The sequence below is a fragment of the Brevundimonas sp. genome, assembly GCF_035561115.1.
Lineage (GTDB): Bacteria > Pseudomonadota > Alphaproteobacteria > Caulobacterales > Caulobacteraceae > Brevundimonas.
The window spans coordinates 1-12,744 of the sequence record NZ_DATMYH010000009.1; the positions used below are offsets into that span (position 1 = coordinate 1).

The window sequence follows — 12,744 nt, forward strand, 5'->3', positions numbered from 1 at the left end:
GTCCCTGCTCGCCCTGGTGCTGAGCCGGTCCGGCGCCGATCCGGACGGGCTGGCGGGCAAGCTCCTCGCGCGCTTCGGCAGCCTGGGCGCGGTGGCGGCGGCGGACCTGTCGGAACTGACGCGGTCGAGCGACGCCGGGCCCGCCATTTTCGCCGACCTGAAGATCCTGCGCGAGCTGGCGGTGCGGCTGGCCCGGGTCGACGCCTGCCGCCGGCCGGCCATCGCCTCCTGGACCGCGCTGCAGACCTATGTCCGGACGGCCATGGCGCATCGGCCGAGAGAGCAGTTCCGGGTCCTCTATCTCGATCACCGCAACAATCTGCTCCGCGACGAATGGGTTGCCGAGGAGTCGGCCTATCGGGTCGATGCGATCTCGCCGGCGGGCGCGGGCGGATTGACCCAGTTGATGCCGGGAACGGCCACCGACCTCGGCGTCCGGGACCGCTTCGACGTCGAGCAAAACCTGTCCGGCGGCGCCGACTATCTGGCCCGGCAGATGCTCAGATTCGGCGACGTCAGGCTGGCTTTGGCGGCGTACAATGCGGGACCCGGCCGCGTCGCCCGGCTCGGCCGGGTGCCCGACATAGCCGAGACCCGGGCCTATGTGATCTCCGTCGTCGACTGCTACCTCGCCCTGACCGCCGGGCGAAGCGCCCGTAGCGCCCGCGAATGCCGGCCGCCGGAGGCCGTCCTGTGATCCCCGCGATCGAACCCGTGGATCCTGTCCCCGGCGCGGGCGATGGCGACCTGCTGACCCGCAAGGAGGCCTCGGCCTTCCTGGTCCAGTTCGGCATCCGGATGAAGCCGGCGACCCTCGCCCGCCTGTGGTCGACCGGCGGCGACGGCCCGCCCTGCCGTCACGTCCGTCACAAGCCCTACTATCCGCGCGGCGTGCTGCGGGACTGGGCCCTGGCCCAGGTCGGGGAATTGAAGGCGTCGGCCCCGCCCGCCGCACGGGGGCGCCGCCATGGCTGACGCATCGCATGAGGCGGGACGGGTCGGGCAGACCCCCACCGTGGCGGACCTGCTGACGAATCCCGCCGTCAGCTATGCGCTGAAGGAGGTGCTGCTCGTGTGGGAGGTGCGCGATCCGGTCGATGCGGCCCGCGACGCGCGGCTCCTGGCCGAAGTGCTCGAACGCCGGGCGGACGAGGCCGTGTCATGGGTGTCCTGACCGAAACTGCGGGCCGGCCCGGCGGCCGGGACGACCGGTTGCTGGCCTGGCCGGCCGTGCGCGACATCACCGGCCTCAGCCGCACCACGGCCTGGCGGATGCAGAAGACGGGGGACTTCCCCCTTCCGGTCGTGGTGTCGCCCGGCCGTGTCTGCTGGTGGGAGAGCGAACTGGCGGCCTGGAAGATCGCACGGGCGCCGCGGCGTCCGGCCGAGATGCGGCCGTTCGGATCGGCGGCGGGACGTCCAACACCCGGGGGTGCGGCGGCGGAGGAGGGGCGGACCCTCGGAGACGATGTGCAACAGCCGGCGGCAGACGCCCGGGCGGGGACCCAGGAAGACGCGCCGGCGGCTGAAAGCGCACCGCAGCGGCGATCCGGACGGCCTTCGGCCAGGACCGCGCCCGGACAGATCGCCTTCGATTTCGGTCCGTAACCTGGGCCGCGCGGGCCGTCCGCGGCGCGGCTCTGTTGGGAATCAGCCCGACGTCGCTTGAACCGGCCATGAGGGACATTGCTGGCTATGCGAAATATAACATACAATCATAATATGCAGAATATCGCATATCGCGTTCTTATGTTGTAAATCACATAATCCGGGCGTATGCATTATTCCGCATAACGCGGAGACCAGCCATGTCGTCCTTCGTCCGTTCCCCCAAGCAACTGGGCTCGCTGATCCAGCAGTCTCGCAAGATGCGGGGTTGGAGCCAGACCGATCTCGCCCAACGGGCCGGACTGCGTCAGGAGATGGTCTCGAAGATCGAGGCCGGCCAGCCCGGATCGCGGGTCGCCTCGATCTTCGACCTCCTCGCCGCCCTCGACCTGGAGATGACCCTCGCGCCCCGCACGAAGAGTTCGGCGGCGGACATCGAGGACATCTTCTGATGGGTCGCCGCAAGACACACGCGCCTCTCAGCGTGCTGATCAACAATCGCTTGGCCGGGCGACTGGAGAAGGAGGCCGGCGGCGCCATCGCCTTCCAGTACGCCCGGGAATGGCTCGACTGGCCGAACCGGTTCCCGATCTCGCTGTCGCTGCCCCTGCAGGCGCCGGAGTGGCGGGGCGAGCCCGTGGTGGCGGTGTTCGACAACCTGCTGCCGGACAGCGCCAGCGTCCGCAAGCGCGTCGCCGAGAGGACGGGGGCCCAGGGGACGGATTCCTTCAGTCTGCTGGAGCAGATCGGGCGCGACTGCGTGGGCGCGATGCAATTCCTGCCGGAAGGCGTCGAGGTCGATGCGTCCGGCGCCATCGTGGGGGATCCCATCTCCGAGGGGGAGATCGAGGCCCTGTTGGCCAATCTCGCCCGGGCTCCTCTGGGCATCGACCCGGACGAGGGCTTCCGGATTTCCGTGGCGGGCGCCCAGGAGAAGACCGCGCTCCTCTTCCACGAGGGCGTCTGGAAGCGGCCGCTCGGCGCCACGCCCACCACCCACATCCTCAAGCCCGAGCTCGGCGAGATCCAGATGTCCTGGGGGACCATCGACCTCAGGCACAGCGTGGACAATGAGCACTACTGCCTCGCCCTGATGGCGGCCTTCGGCCTGCCCGTCACGCGAAGCGAGATCGCCACCTTCGGCGAGCGCCGGGTGTTGGTGGTCGAGCGCTTCGACCGGCTGTGGGGGCGCGACGGTCGTCTTCTTCGCTTGCCCCAGGAGGACCTGTGCCAGGCGCTGTCGATCCCCTCGAGCCGGAAATACCAGGACAAGGGCGGGCCGGGCGTGAAGGCCGTCATGGACCGGTTGCTGGAAAGCGACGACCCGCAGACGGACCGGGCCCTGTTCTTCAAGAGCCAGATCCTGTTCTGGATGATCGGCGCCACCGACGGCCACGCCAAGAATTTCAGCCTGTTCCTCAGGCCCGGCGGCCGGTTCCGGCTCACGCCCTTCTATGATGTCCTCAGCGCCCAGCCCGCGTTCGACGCGCGCCAGATCCCGCACAAGGCGTTCCGGCTGGCCATGTCGGCCGGGGCGACGACGCACTACAAGATCGTGGATGTGCACGGCCGGCATTTCGTCGAGAGCGGCAAGGCCGCGGGCCTTGGGCCGGCTGTCATCCGTCAGGTCCTCGACGAGGTGATGGCCGAGGCGGCGACCGCCACCGACCGGGCAAGGTCCGCGATGCCGGCCGATTTCCACGACGAGGTTCACCGTTCAATCCAGGCGATTCTTCCGCGCCGACTGCGGCAGTTGGAAAGCGCTTGGGCAGAACTGTGAGGCGCTTGGGAGCATGGCGCGCGGCCTCGTGCGACTTGGGCAATGTATCAGTGCGCACATTTCCGGCGGAACAATCCCCTTGGCATCTTCCCAATCTCAGCTTCCTCAGCGGCAGCAAGGCGTTGACACGCGAAACTGAATGAAGAACCCATCACCGATCAACGTTTGTCGGTTGGCGCCGACGAAGTTCGGATGACGAGGCTCGATCGGCTTGCGCGACCAGTACAACTTGGGCGGAAATTTCGCCGGCGCATTTGTCCAGATTGGCGAAGCTGACCGGGGCGCCCGATTATCGCCTAACGACGCCTGGGCTCTGTTCATGCAGATGGCTCAGACGAAAGAGCCGCCAGAGCCGACGGCGCTGCCTAGCTGTTCGACTATGCCTTGGCCGCCGCATCCGCTCTTTGTCGCTCGGCGGAATACGCTCACCGCGCTCGCCGAGCGCCTTGCTGGCAGCCGAACCTCTGCGGCAGTGGTCCAGTCGGCGGCTGCGGCGGGATTAGGCGGTATCGGCAAAACCCAGGTCGCTGTCGAGTTCGCCCATCGCTATGGTCAGTTCTTCGCTGGCGGCGTCTTTTGGATCAACTGCGCCGATCCGGACACGATCAGCATTCAGGTCGCCCAGTGCGGTGGACGAGGCAAACTGGATCTGCATCCGATGTTCGAGCAGCTCCCGCTGCCGGAACGCGTGGCGTTGGTTCGTCAAGCTTGGGCGGAGGCCTACCCGCGGCTGATCATTCTGGACAACTGCGAGAGCGAGGAAACCTTTGCGGCCTGGCGTCCGACGACGGGCGGCGCACGGATCCTGCTGACTTCCCGGCGATCAAGCTGGAGCGCGAGCTTGGGGATTACGGTTCAGACCCTAGAGGTTCTCGATCGCCCGGACAGTCGCGAGTTGTTGTTATCCTTTGGTCCGCATACGCGCCTGCGAGACGATGAGATCGTCAACGAGATCGCGGCTGAATTGGGCGATCTGCCACTGGCGCTGCATCTCGCCGGGTCGTTCATGGCCCGGTATCGGTATGACGGTCTCGGCCAACCGGCACGGTATCTCCAGAGCCTACGCAAGCAGGTCCTTCAACATACCTCGATGATCGAAGGCGACTGGAGTCCGACCGGCCACGATCAGAATGTCGCCCGAACCTTTGAGGTCAGTTACAGCGATCTCGATCTGAGCTCCCCAAGCGATGCTGGCGCGGTGCAGATCCTCGGCATTCTCAGCTGTTATGCGCCCGGTGAACACATACCACGCGGCTATATTCACGCGCGCGGTGACGCCGGCGAGAGCGATGATGAGCTCGAGCAGGGGAAGGAAGATGCCCTACGACGCCTAGCCGATCTGGGCCTCATCGACGATCGAGGCGCGTCTTTGGTCGTGCACCGGCTGATCGTCGCCTTCGTGCAGGGGCGCATTGACCCTAACTTGCGGTTGGCGGTCGAGCGGGAGCTTCTTTCGTCGGCGGAGAAGTCCAACCGCGTGCAGGATAGCCGCTACATCGCCGAATGGGAGGTCCATCTCAACCACATGGCCAAGGCAGCGCTGGAGCGTGCCAGCCCCGTCGCCGAGGCGCTCAGCCAAGAACTCGCTATGCACCACTACCATAGTGGCGATTACGCCAGCGCGAGAGATGCCAATGAAGCCCGTCTGGCGCGCGCCGAGGCCCGAATGCCGGGCTCCGATTCCGAGGTTGCACATGCTCTCAACGACATTGCGGTCAGTGTTCGACCCTTCAACCCCGACAGAGCCGCAGCGCTGCTGAGGCGGTCCCTCGACCTTCAACTCCGGTCACCTGAAAAACATGAGGCCAGTCGTCTCATGACGCACCTCAACCTTGGCGAAGCCCTGCACCGGGGAGAAGAGGCGCAGCAGGCGTTTCATGAAGCCCGACGCCGTTTTCTCCGAATCTGGTTTCGCCCGGTCGACGACGCCAAACGGGAAGCCTTTGACCGCAGTGACGACGAAACCGCGATTGCCATGCAGATGGATCCAGATCGTCTTTGGGTCCGTATAATCTGTGGACTAGCAAAGGCACGGGACGACATTAGTGCGGAAGATGATCTGCTGTCCGATCTTCTTCCGCAGACACCGGAGGACGAGGGCTTCCGGCATTGGGAGGTGCTGCAACGGCTCGGCGTCTTCAGAGAGGCGGCCGGCGACCTCGTGGCGGCACAGGGGTATCTCGAGCGCGCCCGGACTACGGTCGCGGAGTCGTTTGGAGAGGAGTCCCCCCTGCTCGGGGACCTGCTCGCCCAGTTGGGTGCGGTCAGCGCGGCGAGGAAGAACTGGCTCGAGTCCCGTCACTTCTATTCCTTGGCGATGGACCGGGCTGTAGCGGCGCTCGGCTGGAACCACCCAGCCACGAACGCCTGCTCCAACGGCCTTGTGAATGCGCAGACGAACCTTGGCGAATTCGACGAGATCAGGACCCATTTGACCGAGCGGCTGTCTCACCTTGAGGCGCGCAGGGTCCGCAGTGCGGAGTTGCTGCATATGTTGTTTGCCTTGGGCTTCGCGTGTTTCCAGTTGAAAGACCCAAGCGCCGCCGAAGCCCATTGGCGCCGGGGGCTGAAGATCGCAAACCGAGACCCGCTAAAACACCGGGGTTCGATCAGGACATTCAAAGAGTTCCTGAGACGGCTTCATCATGTTTCAGGAGGACGATCCCGTGCGTGACCAGTTCAACTTCAGTGGCGATTTCCGCGGTGCGATTGTGAACATCAACGCCTCGCTGGATCGGGCGACCCAGAGCGTGTCGCAGCATCAGGACTCTCTCGCCCTGGACGCCGACCGTCTGCGGGACCTTCTGCTTGACCTGCGGACGGCTCTGGAGGCCTCGGCGCCTGAAAACGCCGACGATGCCGAGGCTTTGGCCGTTTCGACGACCCATCTGATTGAGGCTGCCGTCGCGGATCGTCCCAATCGCCAGCTGGTCAAGGGAGCAATCCAGGCGGTGCTTACCGGGGGTAAAAGCCTGATCGCTGCGTCGCCAAAGATCGCGACAACGGTCAATCAGATCATCGACACAGTGCAGAAGCTCCAGGAACTCTCGGACGGCTAGGCGGGACGTGATAGCGCTGGGAGAAGAGTAGCGGGCGGAAGCACGCTGAGCGATCCGGCTGCAAAAACCTTGCTGATGAGCATCGAGAACGAGTGACAGTCAGTCGGACCTATTCAGCCAAGGAAGTCTTCCTGACGGTGCAGGGCGAAGGCGGCCAGGCCGGGCGGCCGGCCGTCTTCCTGCGTTTCGCCGGCTGCAATCTGTGGAGCGGACTGGAGCGGGATCGAGCGACGGCCGTCTGCAGCTTCTGCGATACGGACTTCGTGGGCGTGGACGGCGACGGCGGCGGGAAGTTTCGGACGCCTGAGGCCATGGCGGGTCACGTCGCGGCCATGTGGCGGGGCAGGGACGGCGATCCGAAGCTGGTGGTGTGCACCGGCGGCGAGCCGCTGATGCAGCTCGACCGACCCTTGATAGACGCCCTGCATGATCGGGGCTTCGAAGTTGCGGTCGAGACCAATGGTACGCTTGCGGCGCCGGCTGGCATCGACTGGGTCTGCGTCAGCCCCAAGGCGGATGCGCCTGTCGTTCAGGCCTCCGGACAGGAATTGAAGCTGGTCTTCCCGCAGGCGAAGGCCATGCCCGACCGGTTCGAGCATCTGGCTTTTGAACGCTTCTGGCTTCAGCCAATGGACGGGCCGGACCAGGCGGCCAACACGGCTGCGGCAATCGAGTACTGTCTGACGCATCCGCAATGGCGGCTCAGCGTCCAGACCCACAAATACATCGGGGTGCGCTGACCCAATACCGCATCCAGACCGATGCCGAAGCCCTGTCATTGGACGGCAGTCTTGCCTTCTGATGGTTGGTCTGCGGCCTTAGCTGTCGCCACGACCGGGCTTGGGCATCCGCTCGACGACGTGGCTCGCTGGCCGGGCCTTGGCCACCGCCACGGGGACGAGCCTGCCGTTGGATGCGTTGCGGCCGATCGGGAAGGTTTTTGAAGACTTGGCCATTGTGTTGGTCCTTTCAGAGATGGGGGATGTAGGCTTCGTTCAGGATGCGGCGGGCGTCATAGGTCGAGACGCCGAGCGACTTCATCACGACCTTGCCCTGTTCGGTCGCCACGGCCTTGGCGAGTTCGTCCATCTCAACCGACAGCGTGCGCAGCGCCGAGAGCTTTTCGGGCGTGTCGAAGATCGCCCGTGAACCGTCCGGGACCCGCAGGGTCTTGGCGTGGCTCTCGTTCATCGTCAGGTGGTCGAGGTGACGCTGGACCTCGGCCAGGATCGCCAGTTCGTAGGAGGCGCCGGCGCGCAGCGCGGCCAGATCCGCGTGGAATATGGTGGCGCCGATGTCGAAGCTCGACAGGGCGATCTTAACGCCCCGCTCTTCCTCCGCGTCGTTCTTTACGTTTTTGCAGAGGCGGATGGCCTTGCGGACACCGCCGAGCGCGTGATCGCACCGGTCGCTGATCTTCTTGATGTGCAGGAAGGGCAGGTTGTCGATGGTGGTCGGCACCGACTTGTCGAGGATGGTGACGCTGCGATCGTGCTCCTGACCGCTGGTCTGGTAGTCGTAGTTGTCGAACCAGTGCGAGGGCACCACATCGACCGGCCGGGCCAGCGAGCCGCCGAAGATCTTGATGGCCTTGTTGCCCGAGCAGTCGACCGTCGCGGCCGGGTATTTGGCCTTCAGAATGGTTTCGGACTCCCGGCGAAGATTGAGCAGTGAACCCACCGAGGTCGCGGTCGTAGCGGTGCCGGTGTAGCGCCCCGCCTGGCTCATCGCTCCCCACGAGGTGTAGGTTTTGAAGTTGGTGTCCAGCTTCAGCAGGTCGACGTCGCTGACGCCGCGGATGTGGACGTTGAGCGGCACCGACCCCTGCAGCCGCCAGTCGACGGTGAAGCCGCGGGCGGTCAGGCCGGACTTGAGCTGACCGGCGACGCGTTCGGCCGTCTCCCGGCTGATGCGGGTGTAATCCGGATCGACTTCCTGCATGGCGCCGAGCGCATAGCGGGTGTTGGGCTGACCGGTGGAAGCCCGGCGCTGCCAGGCCTCGCTGTGGAGGCTCTTGCGCATGACGTCGAGCTGGGCGGCTTCGGTCAGGCGGCCCAGGCGGTCCATGCCCTTGCGGCGATTGTTCAGCCGGGTCAGCCGGTCATTGATGTTGATCGGCATCTCAGCCCTCCTTGGTGAGCGTCATGGTGCCGAAGGTGAAGCGGCCCAGACCGTTGAAGTATTCGCCCTCGGCCGTCTTCAGGTCGGCGTCGAAGGTCAGTTCGGCGTAGCCCCGGTGACCCTTGAGGTCCGGCGCGTCGATGCGGGGGTCGTTGCGGTAGCTGTAGAAGAGGCGGTAGCCGTCGGCCTCGTCCCGGATGAGGGCGGCGGTCAGGCTGTTCGAACCGGATTGGGCGGTTTTGAGCCGGACCCGGATCCGGTCCCAGGTCTGTGTGATGATGATCTGGCCCGACCAGGCGTCGCCATGGGTCTGGTCCGGATTGATCGATTGGCCGGCGACTTTCCAGCGCCCCCGAAGATCCGGAACGCCGAGCCCGGCCGCGAACCACGGATGTCGCCAGGCGTGGCGGCTGAACAGCCAGTAGAGCGCGGCGAACACCAGGCCGGCGCCGATCGGCGGCAGGAGCACGGTCGGCACGAGATCGCCGAACCCCAGCATCTTGGCCAGATCGACCGCCGCCAGCAGCAGCGCGACCAAGGCGGACGAGACCGCGGCGGCGATCGTGCCGATCCACTGCCCGATCCTTGCCCGGTTGATGCCGCCCAGGACGGCGTATTCGTGATCCACTTCAGCCTCCAAGCGGGACATTGCCCTGCAGCCCAAAGCAGGCGATGGTGATTCCAGACCCGCTTAGAAACTACATGGGTCGTGTTTTGATACCCGTCAAGAGACGATAGGGGTGTTTTTGATGGCTGATGAAACCGAGCGCCGATCCTGGCCACAGATCCGCCGGTTCGAGTTCATGGAATGGAAGCTGTTCTGGGAAGGCCGGCTGAACCGGCGCGATCTGGAAACCACATTCGATATCTCCACGCCCCAGGCCTCGGTGGATTTGCGGAACTACCGGGACATCGCTGGCGACAACATCGTCTATGACTCGACCGAGAAGGGCTTCCTGCCTTCCGCGAACATGCGGCCGCAGTTTCTGCGCGTCTCCGCCAATCGCCTTCTTCTCCAGCTCAGGGCGCTGCTCACCGGCGCCCTCCAGCGAGAGGATGTCTGGTTCCGGGACGTCCCTCCCGTCGACATGGCGCCCGAGATCGTCAGGCACGTCGACGAGACCCTGCTTCGCAGCATCCTGAAGGCGATCCGCCAGCGGCAGGCGCTGGCTATCCGCTATCAGTCCCTGTCCAGTTCACGCTGGCGCCGAATCGCGCCCCACGCCCTGGCCTTCGATGGGTATCGCTGGCATGCGCGGGCCTGGTGTTGCGAGCGGGAAGACTTCAGGGACTTCGTCCTGACCCGGATCGACGAAGTCGGGCCGCTCGAACCTGCGGTCTACGAAGTCGAGGACGACGTCGAATGGAGCCGGACGATCACGCTCGAGCTCTGCGCGCACGCAGGACTGGATGCAGAGAAGCGGCGGGCGATCGAACTCGATTATCATATGACGAACGGGTGCCGCGAAATCGAGGTTCGGCTCTCCATGGCCTACTATTTCATCAGGCGGATGAACCTGGACCTACCGGATCTGCCGCCTGCCCGCGCCCAGATCCAGATGAGAAACCTGGACGCGGTGCAGGCGGCGATCGAGCAGTCGAAAGTCGATATGAAGGCGTTGGTGGAAGCCAGAAGGACGGTTGCGGACTAGGCCTTCCGTCCGGCCGGCCGGATCAATCGTAGCGAAGTCGCTCGTTCATCCTGGCGAATGGAGGCACGACGGCGTCGGGATACGAACGCCTGTGCAGCCGGGAGACGGCGGGGCCGAAGGACTCGATGTCCGGTTCGATCAGATGCGCCATGATGTCGGCCAGCCGAGGAACATCGGCGATGCGATGCTGCGCCATTCGGGCGAGGGCGGTCTCCCTTGCGACCCCCGACGACCAGACGCTGCTGCGCGGGGGCGTGAAATGGGATTCAGCCGTTTTCCCCTCGATGTATAACCACGGATCAAGGCGCTCGACCTGACCGTCGTGGACTCTCCAGAGCGGGTAGTAGTCCCTGGAGAACAGAACCTCGGACCCGTCCATCAGGGTCCAGAAGCCGTAGGGCAGCCAGAGGCGCGAGGGGATGAAATCAGGCAGCGGGGACCGGGGAGCGATCACCTCGAAATCCGCGCGTGTCGCTCGGCACGCGTCCAGCAGAATGGTGGTGGGTCTACCGGGGGTCAGCAGATAGGCCGCTGTTTGGCCGTCCGCCTTGTCCCGGACGACCGTGCCGGGCCTTCCGCGTTCCGCTGGCCCGAACAGGCGTTGCCGCCATAGCTTGGCCCGAAGATCCAGCTGCGCATCCAGCGCCCATGGAGAAGACCCGAACAGCCGTGCTCTGGAAGTGGCGTACTGGACGTCGGAGTCCCGCAGCCCGGTGAGGTCAGACAGTTCCGAGATGATCCGGGGAATTTCAGGACCCGCTGGATCGACAGGATTGTCCGGCCCGGGGTTCATCGAGAAGTCGTGCCAGTCCCGGTAACCGAGACACTGCGCGATAGAGGCCTGAACGCTGGACAGCGACGGCGCTCCCGCGAGACGCGCGAGATTTTTGGCGGCCTGCTTGGGCCGCGACAGATCCGTGAATTGAATACGCATTAAACCGTTCCGGCGGTGCTTGGAGCGACGTGTCCACTAAGCCCGCGCACCTGGAAGGGTTCTGACGGGGTATCGATGGTTCCTGCCCGTGAGCTTCGCCATTGTGGACGGCATGGCCGGATCAGCCGGCGCTCAGCATATCGTCTTGCGTTGAGACCTCAACCCTCAGCGATGTCGGTTGGAGCGAGGGGAAGACGAGCGAGACCTTGTCAGTCCCGGAGGCCCCTTCAGATCCAAGCAGCGGGAGGGGGGCGACCCGACCTTGGTCGGGAATCAGACGGCCCGGGAACGCGGAAAAACGCGGCGAGGCGGCTAGGAACCCCCTGAAACCGCCTTACTGCAAAATTATTTCGCAGAACGCGGTTTGCTACCCATGTGCTACCCGGAACGAACAAGGGGTTAGCAGAGAACTGCTAACCCCTTGAAAAATTGGTGGAGCTTAGCGGAGTCGAACCGCTGACCTCTTGCATGCCATGCAAGCGCTCTACCAGCTGAGCTAAAGCCCCGAACCTTTCGGTCGGATCGCTGTGGGCCCCGGGAGGCCCTGCTGCGAGGCGGCGGAACCTATGTCAGGGTCTGATCGCGATCAAGCCCGGTCCAGCCATTTATTTTGGGCCGCGATCGTCGGCCCTTCGGGACCTCCCGACCCGACGCGGCCTGGAGGCGAAACCCTACCGCGCCTCAAGTAGCGCGAAGCGCGGTAGGCCCCAAAAAAGTCTACTCGTCTTCCTTGGGCGTGATGATTTCGTCCTCGAAGCCATCATCGTCCTCGTCCTCGATGAAGGGGACCGAGTCGTCGTCATCATCATCAGCCAGGACGTCGTCGTCCTCGACCGCTTCGCCCATGCCGGACTCTTCGGTGGGGTCGACGGGGGTCTCGTCGTCGTCGTCCGGGGTCAGGATCGGCTCGTGGCCTTCCTCGTCGATCTCGGGCGTCGCGACCGCTTCTTCTTCCTCGTCCTCGTCGCCGTCGGCCTTCTTGTCCTTGACCTGATCCTCGTCGGCCTCGTCCGCGGGATAGCCGGCCGGACGGCCGCGGCGGTTGCGCAGCTTCAGCGCCTCCTCCGGATCGAATTCGGTCGCGCATTTGGGGCAATGAGCCGGGCGTCGGCCCAGGTCATAGAATTTGGCCTGGCAGTTCGGGCAGACCTGCTTTTGGCCCAGTTCGGGTTTGGCCACGGTTGAAGACCTTTGGCGGGAGTGGGGAAATGGGGCGGCTCCCTTGCCACCCCCTGACGCCGCTGTCAAAAGCCATCTCCGCGCGCCCGCGCCCCGCTTGACCTGTCCGGAGACCGCCGGGTGCCGATCCCCCGCCATCTGACCGCCCGACGCAGCCCGCCGCTGGTCGGCGTGACGCGCGCGCCGGGCGACAAGAGCATGTCCCATCGCGCCCTGATCCTGGGGGCCATGGCGACCGGCGTCACGGATGTCGATGGCCTGCTGGAGGGCGAGGATATCCTCGCCACGGCCCGGGCCGTCGAGGCCTTGGGGGCGACAGTCGAACGGCTGGGCCCGGGCCGCTGGCGGGTCACGGGGCGGGGCGGATTCAGACAGCCGGCCGGCGTCATTGACTGCGGCAACGCCGGAACC

Annotated in this window: 15 protein-coding genes, 1 tRNA gene and 1 pseudogene; 11 read left to right on the plus strand and 6 right to left on the minus strand. The window is 65.2% G+C overall.

Translation table 11 applies throughout. The annotated features are described in order from the left end of the window. The 9 genes from VN378_RS00870 to queE form a co-directional block, all read left to right on the plus strand. On the plus strand, nt 1-697 hold a 697-nt coding region (locus tag VN378_RS00870), incomplete at its 5' end, for a transglycosylase SLT domain-containing protein (protein WP_325740069.1). Beyond that, nucleotides 694-975, plus strand: coding sequence for a hypothetical protein (locus tag VN378_RS00875; protein ID WP_325740071.1), 282 nt, complete (start codon nt 694-696; stop codon nt 973-975). The genes VN378_RS00870 and VN378_RS00875, both read left to right, overlap by 4 nt. After that, complete coding sequence (locus VN378_RS00880) at nt 968-1,174, plus strand: hypothetical protein (protein WP_325740073.1); 207 nt, start codon at nt 968-970, stop codon at nt 1,172-1,174. Before VN378_RS00875 ends, VN378_RS00880 begins: the two co-directional genes overlap by 8 nt. After that, a complete protein-coding gene (locus VN378_RS00885; protein WP_325740075.1) occupies nt 1,162-1,608 on the plus strand; it encodes a helix-turn-helix transcriptional regulator in 447 nt (148 codons plus the stop codon). The genes VN378_RS00880 and VN378_RS00885 overlap by 13 nt, the downstream gene beginning before the upstream one ends. A gap of 200 nt (nt 1,609-1,808) precedes the next feature. After that, on the plus strand, nt 1,809-2,060 hold the full coding sequence (locus tag VN378_RS00890) for a helix-turn-helix domain-containing protein (RefSeq protein ID WP_325740077.1): 252 nt from the start codon (nt 1,809-1,811) through the stop codon (nt 2,058-2,060). Continuing rightward, a complete protein-coding gene (locus tag VN378_RS00895) occupies nt 2,060-3,388 on the plus strand; it encodes a type II toxin-antitoxin system HipA family toxin (protein WP_325740079.1) in 1,329 nt (442 codons plus the stop codon). The genes VN378_RS00890 and VN378_RS00895 overlap by 1 nt, the downstream gene beginning before the upstream one ends. 211 nt (nt 3,389-3,599) lie before the next feature. Next, a complete protein-coding gene (locus tag VN378_RS00900; RefSeq protein WP_325740081.1) occupies nt 3,600-6,062 on the plus strand; it encodes a tetratricopeptide repeat protein in 2,463 nt (820 codons plus the stop codon). Further along, nucleotides 6,055-6,447 (plus strand): hypothetical protein, encoded by a 393-nt coding sequence (locus VN378_RS00905; protein ID WP_325740082.1) that lies wholly within the window; start codon nt 6,055-6,057, stop codon nt 6,445-6,447. Before VN378_RS00900 ends, VN378_RS00905 begins: the two co-directional genes overlap by 8 nt. Nucleotides 6,448-6,539: 92 nt before the next feature. After that, nucleotides 6,540-7,187, plus strand: coding sequence for a 7-carboxy-7-deazaguanine synthase (gene queE, locus VN378_RS00910; RefSeq protein WP_325740083.1), 648 nt, complete (start codon nt 6,540-6,542; stop codon nt 7,185-7,187). A gap of 78 nt (nt 7,188-7,265) precedes the next feature. Here the strand turns inward: queE and VN378_RS00915 are convergent, their stop codons facing one another. From VN378_RS00915 to VN378_RS00925, 3 genes are read right to left on the minus strand one after another with little or no spacing between them, the layout of a single operon-like run. Beyond that, nucleotides 7,266-7,403: a hypothetical protein gene (locus VN378_RS00915; RefSeq protein WP_155988088.1), complete on the minus strand. Its 138-nt coding sequence runs from the start codon at nt 7,401-7,403 to the stop codon at nt 7,266-7,268. Between the two features lie 13 nt (nt 7,404-7,416). After that, nucleotides 7,417-8,568, minus strand: a complete 1,152-nt coding sequence (locus tag VN378_RS00920) for a hypothetical protein (RefSeq protein WP_304880900.1) — start codon at nt 8,566-8,568, stop codon at nt 7,417-7,419. 1 nt (nt 8,569) lies between these two features. Then, nucleotides 8,570-9,196, minus strand: a complete 627-nt coding sequence (locus VN378_RS00925) for a hypothetical protein (RefSeq protein WP_304880902.1) — start codon at nt 9,194-9,196, stop codon at nt 8,570-8,572. A gap of 121 nt (nt 9,197-9,317) precedes the next feature. Between VN378_RS00925 and VN378_RS00930 the strand changes: the two genes are divergently transcribed. Then, nucleotides 9,318-10,220: a helix-turn-helix transcriptional regulator gene (locus VN378_RS00930; protein ID WP_304880904.1), complete on the plus strand. Its 903-nt coding sequence runs from the start codon at nt 9,318-9,320 to the stop codon at nt 10,218-10,220. Between the two features lie 22 nt (nt 10,221-10,242). On the opposite strand, the gene VN378_RS00935 is transcribed toward VN378_RS00930, so the two are convergent. The 3 genes from VN378_RS00935 to VN378_RS00945 form a co-directional block, all read right to left on the minus strand. After that, nucleotides 10,243-11,154, minus strand: a complete 912-nt coding sequence (locus VN378_RS00935; protein ID WP_325740090.1) for a hypothetical protein — start codon at nt 11,152-11,154, stop codon at nt 10,243-10,245. Nucleotides 11,155-11,584: 430 nt separating this feature from the next. Next, a tRNA-Ala gene (locus VN378_RS00940) sits at nt 11,585-11,660 on the minus strand. Between the two features lie 211 nt (nt 11,661-11,871). Further along, nucleotides 11,872-12,333: a TIGR02300 family protein gene (locus VN378_RS00945; RefSeq protein WP_325740092.1), complete on the minus strand. Its 462-nt coding sequence runs from the start codon at nt 12,331-12,333 to the stop codon at nt 11,872-11,874. 126 nt (nt 12,334-12,459) lie between these two features. Between VN378_RS00945 and VN378_RS00950 the strand changes: the two are divergent. Beyond that, nucleotides 12,460-12,744 (plus strand): annotated as a pseudogene (locus VN378_RS00950) (3-phosphoshikimate 1-carboxyvinyltransferase); the annotation flags it as partial.

Coding starts and splice junctions, on each gene's coding strand:
- VN378_RS00880 (WP_325740073.1), top strand. CDS start 968: ATGGCTGACGCATCGCATGAGGCGGGACGGGTCGGGCAGACCCCCACC.
- VN378_RS00885 (WP_325740075.1), top strand. CDS start 1,162: ATGGGTGTCCTGACCGAAACTGCGGGCCGGCCCGGCGGCCGGGACGAC.
- VN378_RS00890 (WP_325740077.1), top strand. CDS start 1,809: ATGTCGTCCTTCGTCCGTTCCCCCAAGCAACTGGGCTCGCTGATCCAG.
- VN378_RS00895 (WP_325740079.1), top strand. CDS start 2,060: ATGGGTCGCCGCAAGACACACGCGCCTCTCAGCGTGCTGATCAACAAT.
- VN378_RS00915 (WP_155988088.1), bottom strand. CDS start 7,403: ATGGCCAAGTCTTCAAAAACCTTCCCGATCGGCCGCAACGCATCCAAC.
- VN378_RS00920 (WP_304880900.1), bottom strand. CDS start 8,568: ATGCCGATCAACATCAATGACCGGCTGACCCGGCTGAACAATCGCCGC.
- VN378_RS00930 (WP_304880904.1), top strand. CDS start 9,318: ATGGCTGATGAAACCGAGCGCCGATCCTGGCCACAGATCCGCCGGTTC.
- VN378_RS00935 (WP_325740090.1), bottom strand. CDS start 11,154: ATGCGTATTCAATTCACGGATCTGTCGCGGCCCAAGCAGGCCGCCAAA.